17 protein-coding genes are annotated in these 20410 nt (G+C 64.6%); 4 read left to right on the forward strand and 13 right to left on the reverse strand.

Annotated elements, in window-relative coordinates; genetic code table 11:
• Nucleotides 1-128 precede the first annotated feature (128 nt).
• Both JGU71_RS21805 and JGU71_RS21810 read right to left on the reverse strand, forming a co-directional pair.
• Nucleotides 129-1862 (reverse strand): acyl-CoA dehydrogenase family protein, encoded by a 1734-nt coding sequence (locus tag JGU71_RS21805; protein WP_199706459.1) that lies wholly within the window; start codon nt 1860-1862, stop codon nt 129-131.
• 102 nt (nt 1863-1964) lie between these two features.
• Entirely contained in the window at nt 1965-3707 is a 1743-nt protein-coding gene (locus JGU71_RS21810) for a proline--tRNA ligase (RefSeq protein ID WP_199706461.1), read from the reverse strand.
• A 26-nt stretch (nt 3708-3733) separates the two neighbouring features.
• Here JGU71_RS21810 and yaaA point away from each other — a divergent pair, with 26 nt between their 5' ends.
• A complete protein-coding gene (gene yaaA / locus JGU71_RS21815; RefSeq protein WP_199706462.1) occupies nt 3734-4480 on the forward strand; it encodes a peroxide stress protein YaaA in 747 nt (248 codons plus the stop codon).
• 10 nt (nt 4481-4490) lie between these two features.
• On the opposite strand, the gene JGU71_RS21820 is transcribed toward yaaA, so the two are convergent.
• Genes JGU71_RS21820 through mqo form a run of 8 tightly spaced genes read right to left on the reverse strand, consistent with a single transcriptional unit; the run spans nt 4491 to nt 13557 of the window.
• A complete protein-coding gene (locus JGU71_RS21820; RefSeq protein ID WP_307829755.1) occupies nt 4491-5969 on the reverse strand; it encodes an MFS transporter in 1479 nt (492 codons plus the stop codon).
• 11 nt (nt 5970-5980) lie between these two features.
• Complete coding sequence (gene cobA, locus JGU71_RS21825; protein WP_199706557.1) at nt 5981-7246, reverse strand: uroporphyrinogen-III C-methyltransferase; 1266 nt, start codon at nt 7244-7246, stop codon at nt 5981-5983.
• A 6-nt stretch (nt 7247-7252) separates the two neighbouring features.
• Complete coding sequence (locus tag JGU71_RS21830; RefSeq protein ID WP_307829756.1) at nt 7253-7615, reverse strand: cobalamin biosynthesis protein; 363 nt, start codon at nt 7613-7615, stop codon at nt 7253-7255.
• On the reverse strand, nt 7605-9035 hold the full coding sequence (locus JGU71_RS21835) for a cobyrinic acid a,c-diamide synthase CobB (protein WP_199706466.1): 1431 nt from the start codon (nt 9033-9035) through the stop codon (nt 7605-7607). Before JGU71_RS21835 ends, JGU71_RS21830 begins: the two co-directional genes overlap by 11 nt.
• Nucleotides 8998-9618 carry a cob(I)yrinic acid a,c-diamide adenosyltransferase gene (gene cobO / locus JGU71_RS21840; RefSeq protein ID WP_199706468.1) on the reverse strand — a complete coding sequence of 207 codons (621 nt, stop codon included), beginning with the start codon at nt 9616-9618 and terminating at the stop codon, nt 8998-9000. The genes JGU71_RS21835 and cobO overlap by 38 nt, the downstream gene beginning before the upstream one ends.
• A gap of 1 nt (nt 9619) precedes the next feature.
• Entirely contained in the window at nt 9620-11548 is a 1929-nt protein-coding gene (locus tag JGU71_RS21845; protein ID WP_307829757.1) for a magnesium chelatase subunit D family protein, read from the reverse strand.
• Nucleotides 11535-11990 (reverse strand): GNAT family N-acetyltransferase, encoded by a 456-nt coding sequence (locus tag JGU71_RS21850; RefSeq protein WP_199706472.1) that lies wholly within the window; start codon nt 11988-11990, stop codon nt 11535-11537. Before JGU71_RS21850 ends, JGU71_RS21845 begins: the two co-directional genes overlap by 14 nt.
• A 13-nt stretch (nt 11991-12003) precedes the next feature.
• Nucleotides 12004-13557, reverse strand: coding sequence for a malate dehydrogenase (quinone) (gene mqo, locus JGU71_RS21855; RefSeq protein WP_199706474.1), 1554 nt, complete (start codon nt 13555-13557; stop codon nt 12004-12006).
• Nucleotides 13558-13690: 133 nt separating this feature from the next.
• On the opposite strand from mqo, the gene JGU71_RS21860 reads away from it, so the two are divergent.
• Nucleotides 13691-14725 carry an alpha/beta hydrolase gene (locus JGU71_RS21860; RefSeq protein ID WP_199706476.1) on the forward strand — a complete coding sequence of 345 codons (1035 nt, stop codon included), beginning with the start codon at nt 13691-13693 and terminating at the stop codon, nt 14723-14725.
• 2 nt (nt 14726-14727) lie between these two features.
• Nucleotides 14728-16119, forward strand: coding sequence for a mycothione reductase (mtr, locus tag JGU71_RS21865; protein WP_307829758.1), 1392 nt, complete (start codon nt 14728-14730; stop codon nt 16117-16119).
• A 5-nt stretch (nt 16120-16124) separates the two neighbouring features.
• Here mtr and JGU71_RS21870 read toward each other — a convergent pair whose 3' ends face one another.
• From JGU71_RS21870 to map, 3 genes are all read right to left on the reverse strand, one after another.
• Complete coding sequence (locus tag JGU71_RS21870) at nt 16125-16691, reverse strand: alpha/beta hydrolase (RefSeq protein WP_199706480.1); 567 nt, start codon at nt 16689-16691, stop codon at nt 16125-16127.
• A gap of 73 nt (nt 16692-16764) precedes the next feature.
• Complete coding sequence (locus JGU71_RS21875) at nt 16765-18255, reverse strand: cobyric acid synthase (protein WP_199706482.1); 1491 nt, start codon at nt 18253-18255, stop codon at nt 16765-16767.
• Nucleotides 18252-19127, reverse strand: a complete 876-nt coding sequence (gene map / locus JGU71_RS21880; protein ID WP_199706483.1) for a type I methionyl aminopeptidase — start codon at nt 19125-19127, stop codon at nt 18252-18254. The genes JGU71_RS21875 and map overlap by 4 nt, the downstream gene beginning before the upstream one ends.
• A 114-nt stretch (nt 19128-19241) precedes the next feature.
• On the opposite strand from map, the gene JGU71_RS21885 reads away from it, so the two are divergent.
• The gene (locus tag JGU71_RS21885) at nt 19242-20249 is read left to right on the forward strand and encodes an LLM class flavin-dependent oxidoreductase (protein ID WP_199706485.1); all 1008 of its coding nucleotides are present in this window, start codon (nt 19242-19244) and stop codon (nt 20247-20249) included.
• The last annotated feature ends 161 nt before the right edge of the window (nt 20250-20410 follow it).

The raw sequence follows: 20410 nt of genomic DNA on the forward strand, positions 1-20410 counted from the left end.
TGTGCGACCGTCACTGAATCGTTATGGTCGATCGACCAATTTCGCTGGGGGCGGGACCAACGCGCTGGTGTGCGGAAAGTCGTCCGTTGGGGGCGACTTTCCGCTCACGAGCCCGTTGTCACCAGTTCTTACGGACGCATCTCGTACGCGCCGTCGTACGCCTTGACCTGCGCCCACACTCGATCGAAACGCTCCTGATCGACTGCGGGCTTGCGAACCGCGCCGATGGCCCACTCCTGCTGAGCATCGGTCGAGGACGCCTTGCCGTGAACGGCGATCGCGTACGCCGAGAAGTCGCGCACCTGGAAGTCGAAGATCGAATCGACGACGTCACGATCGAGGCCGGTGATCTCGGCCTGCTCGAGAATCAGCTGGCCGTACACGATCAGCGAGAACAGGTGCCCGATGTTGAGCAGGAAGTCCAGGTCCTTCTGCTGAGCCGCATCCGGCGCCGCAGTAGCGAGCAGTTCCTTCAAGGCTTTGGCCTGCTCGAAGAACAACCCGACGTTCGGAATCTCGGAATTGCGCTCGTAGACGGGCAGCCAATCGGCGAACTGCACCTTGGCCGCGCCACGAGCGGGACCCTGCGCCCAGAAGAAGACGTCGTCCGCTGGGTCGTTGCGAGTCCCGATCTCGGGGTACTCCGCCGGGTTGAACAGGTAGTTCGGCATGAACTTGAGGATCTGCGCAACGTTGACGTGCACAGTGCCTTCGAGTCGCGGCAGCGTGCCGATGTAGCGGGCTGCTTCGCAGAAGTAGGTCGTCTTCTCGAAACCCTTGGCCGCGATGACGTCGAGCAGCAACGTCATCACCTTCTCACCCTCGGACGTCACCTTGGACTTGGTGACCGGGTTGAACAGCAGATAGCGACGATCTTCGAGGCTTGCGCTGCGGAAGTAGTCGACGGCACGAGCGCTGAACAGCTTCATCGCGATCAGGCGGCTGTAGGCGTCGACGAAGTTGCCGCGAACGTGCGGGAAGTCGGTGACGGGGTTGCCGTAGAGAATCCGGTTCTGCGAGTGCGTGATTGCCTCGAAGAACGAGTGCTCGCACATGCCGACCGAACCCGAGCACAGGTTGAACTTGCCGATGTTCACCGTGTTGAGTGCCGACGAGAACGCTTCGGGCCCGGTGTGCAAGATGTCTTCTTCGCGGACCGGGTAGTCGTGCAGCGTGAATGTCGAAACGTACAACTGACCGTGGATGACGTTGTCGATCAGTTCGTACGCGTCGTGCTGGCTGTCCGCGGCGAACCAGATGTAGCCGTCCGCACCCTCGATGTCGTTACGTCGACCGAAGACCGACACCATGCCTGCGACGTTTCCGTTGCCGATGTAGTACTTCGTTCCGCTCGCGCGGAAGGCGATGCCGTCTTCGTCGCTTGGGGTGAGGATGAGGTCGGTCGAGTAGACGTCCGCGCCGTGGTCCCGCTCGGACAGACCGAACGCCATGACGCCGCCGTCTTCGAGCTGCTGCGCGGCCTTGCGCTTCGCATCTTCGTTGGCGCTCATCCAGATCGGGCCCAAGCCCAGGATGGTGACCTGTTCGGCGTACCAGTAGGCGAGTCCGTAGAAACCGAAGATCTCGCTCAGCGCCGCGTTGCGTGATGCGTCCCAGCGCTTGTTCGGGTCGCCGTTCGCGTAGGCCGACGGCGTCAGGAAAGTAGCAAAGATCTTCTCCTGCTTGATGAATTCGAGGAAGTCCGACACCCAGACCGCGTCGAGATCGTCCTGCAGGAGTTGTGTCTTTCCGCGACTCTCGAACCATTCGATGAGGGCGAGCAACTGCCTGCGCGTCTCGGCATCGAACTCGGAATAGTCGGATTTGATGGGGTTGAACAGCAGCTCGCCCGAGGTGGCCACAGCGTCGCCTTTCGTAGGAATCGCCACGACCCTAGCAGCGAGTAACTTGTTGCGGCTACGCCGCTCGTGAGTCTTTTCGGCGGGCGGACCCTCCGAAAAGACTCACGAGGCGCGGAGCGCCTGCACCCGCGCGACAACCTCGGAGCCAGGAACCTCGACACTCTCGCCGGTGAAGCGGTCGCGGATCTCGGCATTGCCCTCTGCCCAACCACGGCCGACGACGACGACGAGCGGAACGCCGATCAACTCGGAATCCTTGAACTTGACGCCGGGTGAGGCTTTGCGATCGTCGAGAACGACCGACAGACCTGCTGCATCGAGCTCCGCCGCCAGGGACTCGGCACCGGCTCGGGCAGCGTCGTCCTTGTTCGCGATGACGACGTGGACGTCGAAGGGGGCCACCTCGGCCGGCCAACGCAGGCCCTTCTCGTCGTGCTGTTGCTCGGCGATGACGGCGACGAGTCGCGAGACGCCGACTCCGTAGGAGCCCTGGATCAGGCGCACCGGCTTCCCGTTCTCGCCGAGAACGTCGACGTTGAACGTATCGGTGTACTTGTACCCGAGTTGGAAGATGTGACCGATCTCGATGCCGCGGGCGGCGACCAGCGGACCAGCACCGTCCGGTGACGGATCGCCGTCACGAACCTCGGCGGCCTCGATCGTTCCGTCGGGTGTGAAGTCACGACCGGCGACCAACCCGACGACGTGCTTGCCCGGTGCGTCCGCACCCGTGATCCACGACGTTCCCGTGACGACTCGCGGATCGACGAGGTAGCGAATACCGTTGTCCAGCAGCGCCTTCGGGCCGACGTAACCCTTGGCGAGGAACGGATTGGCAGCGAAGTCCGCTTCGGTGATCAGTTCGAATTCCGCAGGTTCGACCGATGCGCCGAGTCGCTTCTCGTCGATCTCGCGGTCCCCCGGCACGCCGATGCCGAGCAGTTCGGTCTTGCCGTCCGGGTAGCGCAGCTTGACGAGGATGTTCTTGAGGGTGTCCGCAGCGATGACCTCACGGCCAAGCGCGCCGTTCGCCCACTCGACGAGTGTTGCGATCGTCGGGGTGTCGGGGGTGTCGTGGACAACGGCGTCCGGCAAACCGTCGACCGGCAGCGGCGCGGGAGCAGGCGTGACGACGGCTTCGACGTTGGCGGCATAGCCCGACTCGACACACCGCACATAGGTGTCCTCGCCCACCGGACTCTCGGCGAGAAACTCTTCCGATGCACTGCCACCCATCGCACCCGACGTCGCGGCCACGATCACATACTTGACGCTGAGGCGGGCGAAGATGCGCTGGTAGGCCTCACGATGAGCGTGGTACGACTTCTCGAGACCGTCATCGTCGAGGTCGAACGAGTACGAGTCCTTCATGACGAATTCGCGGCCACGCAGGATGCCGGCCCGCGGCCGCTCCTCGTCGCGGTACTTCGTCTGAATTTGGTACAGCATGACCGGAAGGTCCTTGTAGGAGTTGTATTCACCCTTGACCATCAGGGCGAACAGTTCCTCGTGGGTCGGGCCGAGCAGGTAGTCGGCACCTTTTCGGTCCTTCAGACGGAAGAGTGCATCGCCGTATTCGGTCCAGCGCTTGGTCGACTCGTACGGTTCCCGCGGCAGCAACGCCGGTAGCAGGATCTCCTGTGCGCCAATGGCATTCATCTCTTCGCGGACGACCCGCTCGACCTCGCGAAGCACCCGAAGGCCCAACGGGAGCCACGAGTAGACGCCGGGCGCGATACGACGCACGTAGCCGGCACGCACGAGCAATTTGTGGCTCGGCACTTCGGCATCGGCGGGATCGTCACGCAAGGTACGCAGGAACAGCTGTGAGAGACGGGTAATCACGAACAGCCAGGCTACGCTGCCTACCCGTGCTGGTATTGCTGCCTCCCTCCGAGACCAAGGCCGACGGTGGACGACTCGCTCCCCTCGACCTCACGACACTGTCGATGCCGAAGCTGACCGCGACCCGCGAAGCGTTGGTCCGTGCTGTCGTTGACCTTGCCGCCGATCCCGACGAATCGCTTCGCGTGCTCGGCCTCGGACCGAGCCAACTCGACGAGGTCAGGCGCAACTCCGCGCTGTGGACGAGCCCGACCGCACCCGCCCTGTATCGCTACACGGGAGTCCTGTTCGACGCGCTGGCCGCGAAGAGCTTCACGAAAGCTCAGCGGACGAAGGCATATGCCCGACTGGCCATCGGGTCGGCGCTGTTCGGAGCGGTCCGCGCGGAGGATCCGATACCCGCCTACCGGTTGTCCGGCGGATCGAAGCTCCCCGGCTTCGGCACTCTCGGGTCCGTGTGGAAGCCCGACCTCACCGACGCGCTGCTCGACGAAGCCGACGGCGGACTGGTCGTCGATCTGCGCTCTGGGACCTACCAGCAACTCGGCAAGGTTCCGGGAGCTGTCACCGCGACGGTACTGACCGAGGGACCGGACGGATCACGAACCGTCGTAAGCCATTTCAACAAGCACCACAAGGGTCTGCTCGCGCGAGCACTTGTCCTGTCGCGTGCGGAGCCGAGCGACGTCAAGGGTGTCGCGCGGGTAGCAGCGAAGGCGGGCTTGCGGGTGGAGATTGCCTCGCCGACCGAACTGGTTGTCCTCACGCACTGAGGCACCGTCACTACCCCCGCTGCGCTGCCTCCTGCGCCTCGTGGGCCTGAGCGACCTGCTGCGGGGTGAAGCGGATGAACAGCGCGACAATGCCCGCGATCACGGCGCAGACCGCGCAGCCGACGAGTGAGAACGTGTAGCCCTCCCCCAGTGCGGCGAGTTCGGTCGGGTTCATGTCCACAGCCGCGCCGTTCGTGCCGCCGAGCGACAACGTCCGCGACGTGGCCATCGCGCCGACGACCGAAAGCGCAAGCGGACCGCCGAGGGTCTGCGCGACCTGCGCGATGGCCGTGAGTGGGCCGATCTCGGCGGGTCCGACACCAGCGACCGCACAGAGCGGCAACGGAACGACCGCGAGCCCTACGCCGAACCCGATGCCGATGACCAGCACGAACAGGTTTCCGAAGTAGGTCGCCGTGCCGTCGAGCGTCGATCCGTACAGCAACCCGGGGACCATGATCAGGGCACCGGCGACGACCAGCCAGCGCGGCTGGATGTGTACGGCGAGCTTCGACGACACGAATGCGGCACTGCCGAGACCGACCGCGAACGGAATGAACGCCAGGCCTGCCTTGAGCGGTGAATAACCGAGGATGTCCTGCACGAACAATGCGACGTAGGCGGCCATACAGAAAATGACGGCACTGGCGAAGAAGATGGCGATGAAGGTCGCGACGCGATCGCGGTCCTTGAACAACGAGAACGGCAGCAGCGGATTGTCGGCCGTGCGCTCGACTGCGAGGAACATGCCGAGCAAGGCGAAACCGGCGATCAGGCTGCCGATCACGGCCGGCGATGCCCAGCCCATCTCGGGTCCTTCGCTGATGCCGAAGACGATCGCCGTGCAGCCGAGCGTCGCGAGAACAGCGCCCGGAATGTCGAGGGACAGCCGCTCGTGTGCGGTCTCGCGAAGCGCGACGACAGCGAGCGCGACGATGGCGATGCCGATCGGGACGTTGATGAGGAAGATCCAGCGCCACGAGAACTCGGTGAGCGCGCCGCCGATGATCAGGCCCGCGATCGACCCGATACCGGTCATCGCCGCGAAAACCGCGATCGCCTGATTGCGGACCGGACCCGGCGCGAACGTCGTGGCAACCAGCGCGAAGGCGGTCGGCGACGCGATCGCAGCACCTGTTCCCTGGAGGGCGCGAGCCGCGACGAGCGTGGCTTCGTTGAAGGCGAGGCCGCACAGCAGCGACGACACCGTGAACAGCGATACGCCTGCGATGAACATCTTCTTGCGACCGAAGGCGTCGCCGATTCGGCCGCCGAGCAGCATCAGCCCGCCGAATGCGAGGGCGTACGACGTCAGCACCCAGTTGCGGCCAGCGTCACTGAGACCGAGGTCGTCCTGCAGCCGGGCGAGCGCCAGATTGGCGACCGTTCCGTCGAGCACGACCATCAATTGCAGGCCACTGAGCACGATCAGGGCGAGCCCGAAGGCTCGGTCGGTCACCGGGTATTTCACGTCGCTGTGGTCTGACACGGTGGTTGACGTTACTGCGCGTCGCTGGAGAAACCAGCCACCGACCCGATCACGACGATGGCGGGCGGCCGAATGTTCTGCTCACGCACGCGCGCCGCGACGGTCGCGAGGTCGGCCCGAAGGACACGTTGCGTCCGCAGCGTTCCTTCCTGAACGACCGTCGCAGGAGTCTCGGCGGCCCGACCTCCCGCGATCAACACGTCGGCGAACTGCCCGATCCGCTCGACCGCCATCAGCAGCACAAGCGTGCCTTTCAGCTTTGCCAGCGCCGACCAGTCGACAAGGGAATCCGGGTGGTCCGGTGCGACGTGTCCGCTGACGACGACGAACTCGTGTGTCACGCCTCGGTGCGTAACGGGGATACCGGCTGCTGATGGCACCGAGATCGCACTGGTGATCCCTGGCACAACCGTCACCGGCACGCCCGCCGCGACGCACGCTTCCAGTTCTTCGAAACCCCGACCGAACACATAGGGGTCGCCGCCTTTGAGCCGAACGACGAACTTCCCTGCTTTCGCTCCGTCGATCAGCGCCTGGTTGATCGCTTCCTGCGCCATCGCGCGGCCGTACGGAATCTTGGCGGCGTCGATCACCTCGACGTGCGGACCCAGTTCGGCGAGCAATTCCGGCGGCGCGAGCCGATCGGCGACGACGATGTCGGCACGGGCGAGCAGGCGCCTGCCACGAACGGTGATGAGGTCGGGATCACCGGGTCCACCGCCGATGAGGGCAACGCCTGGTTCGACGGGTTCGGTGTTGTCGGTGACAACCCCGGCTTGCAACGCTTCGAGCACGGCTGTTCGGACGGCGGCCGAACGGCGATGCTGGCCACCGGCAAGGAAGCCCATCGTGAGTCCGTCGTAGTGGGCGCTTGCGGGCGTCACGGCAGTGCCGAGGCGAGCGATGTCCGCGCGGACGCAGAACACTCGACGACGTTCGGCTTCGGCGACGATGGCTGCGTTGGTCTCCGGTTCGTCGGTGGAGGCAATCGCGTACCAGGCATCGGCGAGGTCGCCGTCGCGGTAGGGCCGGAGTTCGACGGTGATCTGGCCTGCGGTTGCCATACCTTCAACCGCAGGTGTCACGACACGACTGATCACATGAACCTTGGCGCCAGAGGAGACGAGGAGTCCGAGCCGCCGCTGGGCGACGGTGCCACCGCCGACAACGACGACGCGCCGGTCGGTGAGGTTCAAGCCGACCAGATAGTTCGTCTCGTCGGCAGTAACGTCGGTGGGCTCGTGGTTGGGCTCGTCAGCTGGCTGGGTCTCGGGCAACACGGCTCAGACATTACGGGCAGCAGCGACGACGACACCATTCACCACACGCTTCGCGACAACCAGCTGACCGTGCCCGGACGCGAGTAGCGCCGCGGCTTCGGCCACGCTCGGTGTGCCGAGTGCGTCCTGCACCCGTGTCGACGGGGATTCGACGTCGACCTCGGCCAGCTCGCCCGGATCGAAAGCAACGATGAATACTCCCAAAGTCGCTGCTGCAGTGCGCAACCCAAGATCCGCCGCTCTGCGATCCATGGTTGCCAGACAACGGATCGGTTCGTCGCCGACCGCAACTGCTATTGCGTCGAGTATTGCTGCGGCTTCGGTCGACGGCCGCAGACCCAAGCCGACGACGAGGTCAGCCGCCACGGCGTGGGTGGCTGAAAGCCGCTGCGGCGCCCACGAATCGGCGTACCGCAGAGGCATTGCCGGCGGGGTGCGTATGCAGATAGGACGCGTGGACGTTGGCGCTCGCGAACCCTTCGCGGACGACCTCACCATGGTCCTTGCGCCAGCCCCATGCTGGGATCGATGCTCCGGTGCCGACCAATTCGGTGCGGTGGAACTCGTGTCCAGTCACCCGCTCGCCTGCTGTCCAGAGCGGCGAATCGGACAGTGCGACAGCGTCGCGGTAACCGAGCGTGAGCCGCGGGCCGAACTTTGCTTCGACGTCGACGACGCCTGCCATCGGATGGCCGTCGAGGCTGGCGGCGAGATACAGCAGGCCGGCACACTCCGCATGCACGGGCATCCCCGCGTCGGCGAAACTCCGGACCTGTTGACGCAGCACCACATTGGCCGACAGGGCCGCGGCGTGCTCCTCGGGAAATCCGCCGGGCAGGACGAGACCTCCTGTGTCGTCGGGCAATTCGTCGAGCAGTGGGTCGAAGGTCACGACCTCCGCGCCTGCTGCCTCTAGCAGTTCGCGATGTTCTGCGTAGCCGAACGTGAAGGCAGCCCCACCGCCGATCGCAATCCGCGGCGCCGCCGATACCGCATCACCAACTGCCGCAGCGGGATCCCATTGCGGCCCGGTGACGCCACCGAGCGCAAGTCCGGCGATGGCTTCCACATCGACGTGTGCGGCAACGAGCGCAGTCATGGCGTCGACGGCGTCGACCGCTTCGGTACCGTGTTCGATCGCCGGAATCAATCCGAGATGTCGTGAGGGAACTGCCAATTCGGCCATCCGCGGTAGCGCACCCAACACGGGCAGACCGACGCGGGCCGCCGCGTCGCGAAGCACCTGCTCGTGCCGTGGACTGCCGACGCGATTGAGGATCACACCACCGAGACGCACGTTCGGATCGAAGGTGGCAAACCCGTGCAGCAACGCCGCAAGGCTCTGGCTGTGTCCGCGCACATCGACGACGAGCACAACCGGCGCACCGAGCAGGGCCGCAACCTGAGCGGTGGATCCTGCGGCGGTCGGGTCGGGTGACGAGGGATCGATTTTTCCGTCGAACAGGCCCATCACACCTTCGACGACCGCGATGTCGCACCCACGCGAGCCGTACCGAAACAACGGACCGATCAGATCCGCGCCGACGAGTACCGGATCCAGGTTGCGCCCCGGCCGACCGCTGGCCAGCGCGTGGTAACCGGGATCGATGTAGTCGGGACCGACCTTGAACGGGGCGACGGTGCGGCCGGCCAGCCGCAGTGCACCCATCAAACCCGTTGCCACCGTGGTCTTTCCGCTCCCGGATGCGGGTGCGGCGATTACGATCGACGGCGTCACCACTCCCGTGTCACCATTCGATGCCCCGTTGGCCCTTCCGCCCGGCATCCATCGGATGCTTCACCTTCGTCATTCCGGTGACGAGGTCGGCGGCGTCGATCAAGGCTTGCGGCGCGTCACGGCCGGTGATGACGACGTGCTGATTGCCGGGGCGATCACGCAGGGTTCGGACCACATCGGCCACGTCGACCCAGCCCCACTTCAGCGGATAGGTGAATTCGTCGAGTACATAGAACCGATGCGCCTGCGTTTCGAGGCGGCGGGCAATCTCCTGCCACCCTTCCGCGGCGGCTGCTGCGTGGTCGTCGTCGCTGCCCTTCTTACGGGTCCACGACCAACCCTCACCCATCTTGTGCCACTCCACCGCACCGCCGACACCGTTCTCGGTGTGCAGCTGCCCCAGTGTGCGAAAGGCGGCCTCTTCGCCGACCTTCCATTTGGCACTCTTCACGAATTGGAACACGCCGACGTCGAAGCCTTGGTTCCACGCCCGCAACGCCATTCCGAACGCAGCCGTAGATTTCCCTTTGCCTTCACCGGTGTGGACGGCGAGTACGGGCAGATTTCGGCGCTGTCGCGTCGTCAGACCGTCGTCGGGGACGCTGTCGGGAAGTGGAACACCCTTCGGCATGTCAGGCCACCGAACGCGCTACGCCGGCGACGCTCTTGGCCGTCAACTCCGACAGTTGCAGACAGGTCCCGCCGAGATCACGCGCAAGTTCGGCAGCAAGACCGAGCCGGACCATGCCCTGTTCGCAATCCACGACGACCGATGCGACGCCTGCCTGTGCAAGCAGTCCCGCAGCGAATTTGGCGCGACGCACCGGTTCGACTCCGCCCGTTGCGCGGCCGTCGGTGAGCAGAACAACCAGCGAACGCCGTTGCGGATCGCGTACCCGCTCTCGAAGTACAACGTCGTGAGCGCGCAGAAGTCCCTGAGCCAGCGGCGTTTTCCCACCCGACGTAACGCCCGCCAGCCGTCGAACAGCGATGTCGACCGACGACGTCGGCGGCAGGACGAGTGTCGCTTCCGCACCCCGGACAGTGATCACGGCAACTTTGTCGCGGCGCTGGTAGGCGTCGCGAAGCAGTGCGACGACAGCGCCGGTGACGGCAGCAAGACGATTGCGCGCCGCCATCGATCCCGACGCATCGACGACGAAGACCACCAGGTTGCCTTCGCGCCCCTCGCGATAGGCACCGCGCAGGTCGCCCGGTTCGAAGACCATCCGGCCACCGACGCGACCGCGTGCGTACTGATGCCGCGCCGCCTCGAAGAGGGTACCGAGCAGATGAAAACCTTTGCCGCGCTCCGTAGTCGGACGAACTACCCGACCGTGCCCGCCTTGCGATCGCGAACGCCGACCGGGTGCTCCTTCGCCTACACCTGGCACCGTCAGATGTCGCGGTTTGGCCGATGCGAGCGGGGTCTGCGGGCGAGTTTCGCTCTGGGCGGGCGTCTTTCGCGTCTCGCCACCACCTGGACCGGCACCGTCGGGACCGGCTGGATCGTCGTCCGGACCATCGGTGTCGCTCGGTGAGTCTGCCTGCTGCGAATCCTGCGGAGTCTCGGCGGTTTCCGCCTCGACATCTTGCGCCGCCTGATCCATCGCATCGTCGAGTTGCTGCGGATCGAGACCGGGCTCGTCGAACGGATCACGCCGACGCCGATGGGGTAGAGCAAGTTCGGCCGCAACCCGAACGTCTTCTTCGGCGACCGCGGTCGCCCCACGCCAGGCTGCGTGTGCGGTCGCTGTCCGTGCGACAACGAGGTCCGCACGCATACCGTCGACATCGAAGGACGCACACAGCGACGCGATCCGACGAAGTTCGTTGTCGCTCAACTCGATTGCGTCGAGAGAGTCGCGCGCGGCGACGATCTGCTCCGCGAGCAGGCGATCCTCTTCCGCGTAGGAGGCGGCGAACGCGTCCGGGTCGCGTTCGTAGTCGAGGCGACGCCGGACCACCTGCATCCGGACCTCGACCTCGCGTGACGCGACGACGTCGACCGCCAATCCGAACCGATCGAGCAACTGCGGGCGTAGCTCCCCCTCCTCGGGATTCATCGTCCCGACGAGCACGAATTGCGCTGGGTGCGAATGGGATACGCCGTCACGCTCGATGTGTACGCGACCCATCGCGGCGGCGTCCAACAGCACGTCGACCAGGTGGTCGTGCAGCAGGTTCACCTCGTCGACGTAGAGGACGCCGTGATGCGCCGCGGCAAGTAGGCCAGGCTGAAATGCCTGCTCGCCGTTGCGAAGTACCTTCTCCAGGTCGAGCGATCCGACAACACGATCTTCGGTTGCTCCGACCGGAAGTTCGACCAACCTCGACCGTCGCGGTCCAGTTTCGCCCGCAACCGGCGGCAGCAGCGCAGCGAGAGCCCGCACTACCGTCGACTTCGCCGTGCCCTTTTCGCCCCGGACGAGCACACCGCCGATGCCGGGATGAACAGCGCACAATACGAGGGCGAGTCGCAAGCGGTCTTGCCCGACAACAGCGCTGAAGGGGAAGCCCGCCTCGTTACCGGTGCGGACCTTTGTTTCAGTACCCGCCACGACGCATCGGCACGTGTGGAATGCCGTCTTCGACGAATTCTTCGCCGTCGTTGACGAATCCGTGCTTCGTGTACATGTCGACGAGGTAAGTCTGCGCATTGATCCGGCAGGTCGCCGCACCGACGTCGGCAAGAGCAGCCTTCAACAGACGGCTCGTATGGCCACGGCCACGCGCGGGTCGTGCCGTGCACAGCCGACCGATACGGAACGACTTCTCGCCGCCGTCGTGCTCTTCGAGCAGACGCAGCGTGCTGATGACCTGACCGTCTTCTTCGAGCCAGAAGTGCCGCGTCTCCTGCTGGAGATCTTTACCGTCGAGTTCGGGATACGGACATGCCTGCTCGACGACGAACACCTCGACCCGCAGCTTCAACAGCTCGTAGAGCGTGCTGGTGCTCAGGTCATAGGACCAGGACCGATTGAGCGTTGCCGTTGCCATCATGGCACCCTGACTATCACACCGACGACGACTCTGCGAGTTCGGCCGACGATGCGCCACCTGCGGGTGCGTCGTCGACGAGCTGCAGCGTCTTGGAGGTGTAGGCCCATACTTCGTCGAAGAGGGTCGGGTTGTCGCTCAGCTGCACACCGAGCGACGGCACCATTTCCTTGAGCTTGGGCTCCCACGACTTGTACTGCGAGCCGAAGCAGTTCTTCAAGACGTCGAGCATGGCCGTCACAGCGGTCGACGCTCCGGGCGATGCGCCTAGCAAGCCGGCGATACTTCCGTCTTCGGACGTGATCACGGCAGTGCCGAACTCGAGCACACCACCTGCGCCCTTACGGCGGATCACCTGGACCCGCTGACCGGCGGTGATCAGCTCCCAATCCTTGCCGAGCGCCTTCGGTACGAATTCCGACAGCGTCTCGACCCGGCCGTCGGCGGACTGCAGCAACTCGGTGATGAGGTACTTGGTCAGGCCGAATTCGGTCAGGCCGACGCCGACGAGCGACATCAGGTTGTTGGGACGGATCGACATCGGCAGGTCGGTCAGCTTGCCCTCTTTGAGGAACTTCGGCGTCCAGCCTGCGTACGGGCCGAACAGCAGGCCGGGCTTGTGGCCGATGACGCGGGTGTCGAGGTGCGGCACCGACATCGGCGGTGCACCGACTGCAGCCTTGCCGTAGACCTTCGCGCCGTGCTGGGAAATGAGGTCCGGATTGGTGCACCGGAAGAACTGGCCGCTGACCGGGAATCCGCCGAACCCGGCGATTTCTTTGATTCCCGACTTCTGCAGCAGCGGTAGTGCGCCACCACCCGCGCCGACGAACACGAACTTCGCGTTGAGCGTGCGCTTCTTGCGGGTGCGGTTGTTGACGACCTTGACGTTCCAGCTGCCGTCGGACTGCTTGGTGATGTTGCGGACGTCGTGGCCGAAGTGGACCGTCCCGCCGTCTCCGATGTAGTTGATGAACTGCTTGGTCAGCGCGCCGAAGTCGACGTCGGTGCCACCTTCGCTCCAGTTGAGGGCGACGGGATCGGAGAAGTCACGACCCTTCGCCATCAGGGGCAGGCGCCGGCTGAACTCGTCGGGACTGTCGATGAACTCCATGCCGCGGAACAACGTCTGATCTGCCAGCGCCTCGTAGCGCTTGCGCAGGTACTCGACGTTGTCGGCGCCGTGCACGAAGCTGACGTGCGGTATCGGGTTGATGAATTCTTTGGGGTTGCTGAGCACGCCGTTCTCGACCGCATGCGACCAGAACTGACGCGAAACCTGGAACTGCTCGTTGACGGTGATCGCCTTTGAGACGTCGACGGAACCGTCCGAATTCTGCGGGGTGTAGTTCAGCTCGCACAGCGCCGAGTGGCCGGTACCCGCGTTGTTCCACGGGTCCGAACTTTCCGCGGACGCCGCATCCAGGCGCTCGAACAAGGCAATGGACCAGTCCGGCTGCAGTTGGCGCAGCAGAGCGCCGAGCGTCGCACTCATGATGCCTGCACCGACGAGCACTACGTCGACCTTCTGGTCGGACTTCTTATTCGAGACTGCAGCTGCGTTCGTCACTGGAGATTCGACTTCCTTGTCTTAGTAACTGGCAAGCCTGATCGGCTTTAGCGCGGGAGTTAGGTTACCCGGCGTTCACCATGTCCAATTGTGCGCCTCGCGATGGGCTGGACGGTGCCATTAGATTGTGAATGTGACGCAAAACCCTGAACCCGCGTCGGTTCGATCTGCATGGGTACCGGACATCCTCGGGGAGCGTTATCAGCAACGCACCATTCCGCTGGGTGACGATCCGGACGGTGAAGGGCTGATCGAGGCAACACTCGTCAGGTATTCCCCAACCGAGCCGGTTCAACCCGTCGCAGGCGGTCCAAGCGCGGCGCTCTACGTCCACGGTCGGTCCGACTACTTCTTCCAACGCCACATCGCAGAGCACTTCGCGGCTCGCGGTATGCGATTTTATGCTCTGGACCTGCGCAAATGCGGTCGATCCCAGCGTAAGAACCAGACCCCTCACTTCGTAAGCGACCTCGCCTATTACGACGTCGAACTGGAGGAGGCTGTGCGGATAGTCACAGCCGAGGTCGGCGGCGACCTACTGGTCACAGGCCATTCGACGGGCGGGTTGATCGTGCCGCTGTGGCTGGACAGACGGCGCCGCAACGGCCACACCACCGGCGTCGCGGGCATCGTCCTCAACAGTCCATGGTTCGACCTACAGGGTCCCGCCTATCTGCGCAGCGTCGTCACCTCGGCCTTCATCGACGTCGCGGGTCGGTTCAGGGCGCTGTCCGCGATACCGGGAAAGAGCATCGACACCTACGGGACCAGCATTCACGCCAGCGGTTACGGCGAATGGGACTTCGACCTCGAATGGAAGCCACTCGGCGGTTTTCCCGTCCGCTTCGGTTGGCTTCGTGCGGTTCGCCACGGTCACGCCAAGTTGCACCGTGGACTCGATGTCGGTGTTCCGACGCTGATTCTGCGTTCCAAGCTCAGTAGTTTCGCCAAGAAGTACGGTCCGGAGGTCGACGTCGCGGATGCGGTGCTCGACGTGAAGCAGATTCAACGTTGGGCGGGCTGCCTCGGCGACCGAACGACGGTGGTACCGATCGAGGATGCCCGGCACGATGTGTTCCTCTCGGCACCACGGCCGTTGGCAAAGGCGTTTGCAGAACTCGACATGTGGCTCGATTGGCTGCAGGCTCACCGACACAAGGAGACATGAGCGTGGCCGAGGCAGAGCATTTCGAACTGGCGATCATCGGTTCGGGATCGGGCAACACGATTCTCACCAAGCAATTCGCAGGCAAGAAGGTCGCGATCCTCGAGCAGGGCACCTTCGGCGGTACCTGCATCAACGTCGGTTGCATCCCGACCAAGATGTTCGTCTACGCCGCCGAGGTGGCGCGGACCGTGCGGCACGCGTCGAAGTTCGGCGTCGACGCACACGTCGACAAGATTCGCTGGTCCGACATCGTCGACCGCGTCTTCGGAAGAATCGATCCGATCTCCGCCGACGCCGAAGACTTCCGTCGGTCGAGAACGCCTGGCACGACACTGTTTTCGGGGCATGCGGAGTTCGTGGGTCCGCGCACGATCGACACAGGCACCGGTCGGGTCATCACCGCCGACCAGGTTGTCATCGCGGCGGGTTCACGGGCGAACGTTCCCGCGGAGGTGGCGTCGAGTGGCGTCGAATTCCACACGAGCGACGACATCATGCGACTGCCCGAACTACCGGAGAGTCTGGTCATCATCGGCGGCGGCTACATCGCTGCGGAGTTTGCTGGGATCTTCTCCGCTCTCGGTGTCTCGATCTCGATCGTCGCGCGGGGCGAGAAGTTGCTCCGCCATCTCGACCAGGACATCTCCGAGCAGTTCACCACGCTGGCTCAGGCGAAATGGGACGTTCATTTGGGTCGCACTCTTGCCGCCGTCCACAAGACGGAGTCGGGCGTCTCCGTGGAACTGGACGACGGCAGCCGCGTCGACGGCAGTGCGCTACTCGTAGCCGTCGGTCGCACCCCGAACGGCGACCGCCTGAACGTCGCCGCAACGGGTGTCGAGTTGGACAACGACGGCCGCGTCGTCGTCGACGAGTTCCAACGCACCACTGCCGACGGCATTTTCGCGCTCGGCGATGTGTCCTCGCCGTACCTGCTCAAGCATGTCGCCAACCACGAGGCACGCGTCGTACGTGACAATCTGCTGCGCAACGCGTGGTCGGGTTCGACCGACGAGTTGGTCCGCACCGATCACCGTTTCGTCCCCGCTGCCGTGTTCACCGATCCGCAGATCGCCGACGTCGGCCTCACCGAGGAGGACGCACGCGCCGCAGGCCACGATGTGGCGGTCCATGTGCACACCTACGCCGACGTCGCCTACGGCTGGGCGATGGAAGACGAGGAAGGGCTGTGCAAGATCATCCTCGAGCGTGGCACCAAACGAATCCTCGGCGCACACATCATCGGAGCCCAGGCGTCGACACTCCTTCAGCCGATAGTGCAGGCGATGCAGTTCGGCCTCGATGCCAGGACGATGGCCCGCGGCCAGTACTGGATCCATCCCGGCCTGCCAGAGGTAGTCGAGAATGCGCTGCTAGGCGCCTTGCGCGCGTAGTCGGCTCACCAACTGCTGGTACGCAGGACGATCTCGGTGGCAAGTTCGTGGCTCGCGTCACGTGCGATGTCGGCTATGCCGTCCAATTGCACAACGCGGAATTCGGAGTAGACGTGTCTGCCACTGACGTCGGCCTGTACCCGCTCGCGTGAACTGCCGATCATCACCGTGGTCGGCAATTCCACAGCGGGGCAGGTGGAGTCGAGCACACGGCCTTCGGAGTCCGGGACTGCCGGGTGGCCACGGTCGGCGACGACGAGACTCTGGAAGCGACCGAAACTGCGCGCTGCGAGCAGCCACGCGAGGTCGGCCCCCTCACGGCTACCGACGAGGTTGGCCCACCCGAGTTTCAGGCCGTCGAGGATCCCGATGACCGCTGCTTCGTCGATTCCGTCGATCGCCTCGGGCACGACGGTGCGCAACCCCGAATTGTGCAATCGCTCGCAAACCTTGTCGAATACCGTCGCCGGGTCGCTCTTACCCGGCAGCAGCACGACTACGTGCGTGCCAACCGGTCCGTCCACACGAACTGTGCAAGTGCCTTCGCCTGCAGCCACTTGGATGAACTCCATGGCATGGGACCGTACGCGATTCGGGCGCTTCGCGCTCGTGCGTCTTTTCGGCGCGCCCACCCACCGGAAAGACTCACGAGCCGCGTGCGGCCTCGGCCAATTTCGTCAGCGCGTCGACGTCGACGTTCTGCTCGACGAGGTCGGCGAGCAGGTCCAGTTGCGCCGCCCGAACCGCTGCAACGGATGTGTCGGGAGCCAACCTGAACCCGATCCGCCCCGCACGCATCGCGACGTCCTCCAGCAGCTGCCTGCGGTAGCCGTCGGACTCGAGCAGCCCGTGCCAGTGCGTTCCGAATACGGACCCCCTGACGCTGCCTTCGGGGCCCGCGGCCGTGGTCAACAACGGGTCATCGCCGTTGCGGGCAACCCGACCGTGGTGTATTTCGTAGCCGGACACCGGAATTCGCGAGGCCTGTCCTTCGACTCGCGCGAGCACCTTCTCGGCCGCGAACTCGATCTCGAGGTCGAGCAGGCCGAGTCCGACGACCTCACCCGCGCCTGACTCGACGGTGTCGACGATTCGCTTCCCCAGCATTTGATAGCCGCCACAGATCCCGAAGACCGGCTTGCCCGCGGCACCTCTCGCAATCAACGCGTCGGCAATACCGTTGCGCCGCATCCATTCCAGGTCGCTGACGGTCGACTTCGATCCGGGAACGACCACGAGGTCCGCTTCGGACAGTCGCGACGGTTCGGTTGCCCATCGCACCGACACACCGGGCTCGCATGCCAGCGCCTCGATGTCCGTCGAGTTCGAAATCCGCGGCAGCCGGATCGCGGCAACCGTGAGCCACTGTCCACCGACCGGCGGCGCAGGCCGACCCACCGTCGAATCTCCGACGGTTCCGAGCGAGTCCTCGGCGTCGATCCACAGGTCTTCGGCGAACGGAATCACTCCGTACGTCGGCCGACCGGTCAAGGCTTGCAACTGCCGCAGACCGGGTTCGAGCAGGCCGACATCGCCGCGAAATTTGTTGATGACGAAGCCGGCGATCAGATCTTGGTCGGCTTTGTCGAGGATCGCGACGGTCCCGTAGAGGTGCGCGAGCACTCCCCCTCGGTCGATATCGCCGACGATGATCACCGGTAGCGACGCCGCCTGCGCCAGCCCCATGTTCGCCAGATCGGTTGCCCGCAGATTGATTTCGGCGGGCGACCCGGCGCCTTCGCAGATCACGATGTCGAATTCCGCACGCAGCGAGGCCAAGTCGGCCGCCACGATGTCGCGCAACGCTTCCCGGTGTTCGACGTAGTTGCGCGCACTCACCGATCCGACCGCACGACCACGCACCACCAACTGCGACGTCCGGTCGCTCCCCGGCTTGAGCAGAACCGGATTGAACCTGATGCTCGGTTCCAGACCGCACGCCTGGGCTTGCAGCGCCTGCGCGCGCCCGATCTCACCACCGTCGAGCGTGACGACGGAGTTGTTCGACATGTTCTGCGCCTTGAACGGCGCCACCTTCAGTCCGCGCCGCGCCAGCAGCCTGCACAGACCTGCGACGACAACACTTTTGCCCGCATCCGACGTCGTGCCCGCGATCAGCAGCGCGCCACCTGTCACGGGAGGGTGAGAATCTCGGCGCCCGTGTCGGTGACGAGCAGTGTGTGCTCGAACTGTGCGGTCCACTTGCGGTCCTTGGTGACGACGGTCCAGTTGTCGTCCCAGATCTCGTAGTCGATGGAACCGAGGTTGATCATCGGCTCGATGGTGAAGGTCATGCCCGGCTCGATGATCGTCTCCACCGCCGGCTCGTCGTAGTGGAGGATGACGAGCCCGTTGTGGAAGGTGGTGCCGATGCCGTGGCCGGTGAAGTCGCGGACGACGCCGTAGCCGAAGCGGTTGGCATAAGCCTCGATGACTCGGCCGATCACGTTGAGCGCGCGGCCCGGTTTCACGGCCTTGATCGCCCGCATGGTTGCCTCGTGGGTGCGCTCGACGAGGAGACGATTCTCCTCCGCGACGTCGCCGGCAAGGAAGGTTGCGTTGGTGTCGCCGTGCACGCCGTCCTTGTAGGCGGTGACGTCGATGTTGACGATGTCGCCGTCTTCGATCACCGTCGAGTCGGGGATGCCGTGGCAGATGACTTCGTTAAGCGAGGTGCAGCACGACTTCGCAAAACCCTTGTAGCCCAACGTGGACGGGTACGCGCCGTGATCGAGCATAAATTCGTGGGCGATGACGTCGAGGCGATCGGTCGTGACACCGGGCGCGACTGCCTTGCCTGCCGCTTCGAGGGCACCTGCCGCGATCTTGCTGGCGACCCGCATCGCCTCGATCGTCTCGGGCGTCTGCACCCATGGCTCTTTGCCCTCGACCGCGGTCGGCTTCCAGGCGTACTCGGGCGCTTCGATCGAGCGCGGTACCTGTAGGACCGGCGCGACGACACCCTTCGCCAACGGCTTCCTGGACTTGCTGGTGGTTCCGACAGACATAGCAACCAGCCTAACTGCCTACGCTCGTGGGAATACCGGCCGAGACCTACGGGTTGACGGTCTCGACATCTAGTTGAGCATTCAACTAGCAATGGCCGACCGAGAGGAAGTCCTGTGGAGTTGGGAATCACGACGTTCGCCGAGGCGTACGCGGGCAACGGATCGGCCGCGCCGACCTACGGCGTCCGACTGCGGCAGGTCGTCGAGGAAGCGGTCGTCGCCGAAGCTGCCGGGTTGGCCGTCTACGGGGTCGGCGAACATCACCGCGCTGATTTCGCAGCCTCCGCACCAGCGGTCGTCCTTGCTGCCGCCGCAGGAAAGACGTCGTCGATCGCGCTGACCAGTGCCGTGACGGTGTTGAGCTCCGACGACCCCGTCCGGGTCTACCAGCAGTTCGCGACGCTCGACCTCATCTCGTCCGGCCGCGCCGAGATCATCGCAGGTCGCGGTTCCTTCACGGAATCGTTCCCGCTGTTCGGCTACGACCTGGGCGACTACGACGATCTGTTCGTGGAGAAGCTGCAGTTGTTGCTCGAGCTGCGGTCGGGCGATCCCGTCACCTGGAACGGGCAGTTCCGCGCACCGCTGAAGGACCAGATGGTCTATCCGCGGACCGAACGCGAGCTTCCCGTCTGGATCGGCGTCGGTGGCAACCCCGAATCGGTGATCCGTGCCGGACTGCTCGGCTTGCCCTTGGCGATCGCGATCATCGGCGGCGAGCCGGCACGCTTCGCACCGCTCGCCGACCTCTACCGGCGTGCACTCGCCGAAGGTGGACACCAGCCGCAGCCGATCGCTGTGCACGCGCACGGTTACATCGCCGAGTCCGAAGAGCGTGCGGTCGAAGACTTCTATCCGTCCTACGCGATGGCGATGACCAAGCTCGGCCGCGAACGCGGCTGGGGACCCATGACGCGCGCTCAGTTCGACGGCCTGCGATCGCCGCAGGGTTCGTTGCTGGTCGGCACGCCGGAGCAGGTCGCGGACAAGATCTCGGCGATGCAAACCTCGCTCGGCATCGATCGATTTATGCTGCACGTGAGCGTCGGCACCATGCCCCACGATCAGGTGCTCGGCAGCATCGAACTGCTTGGCACCAAGGTCGCCCCGCTGGTCGGGTAGGGCGCTACGCGCCTCGTGAGTCTTTTCGGCGGGCGGAACCTCTGTGCTGTCTAGATACATGTGGCACAGATGTGTCTAGATACATGCGAGACACATTTTAGGCTGCGTCGTGCAGTTTGCCTTGGTATCGCTTGGTGAGGTCGAGCGTCAGATGACCGAGC

It is taken from the genome of Antrihabitans stalagmiti (assembly GCF_016482825.1).
Taxonomy (GTDB): Bacteria; Actinomycetota; Actinomycetes; order Mycobacteriales; family Mycobacteriaceae; genus Antrihabitans; species Antrihabitans stalagmiti.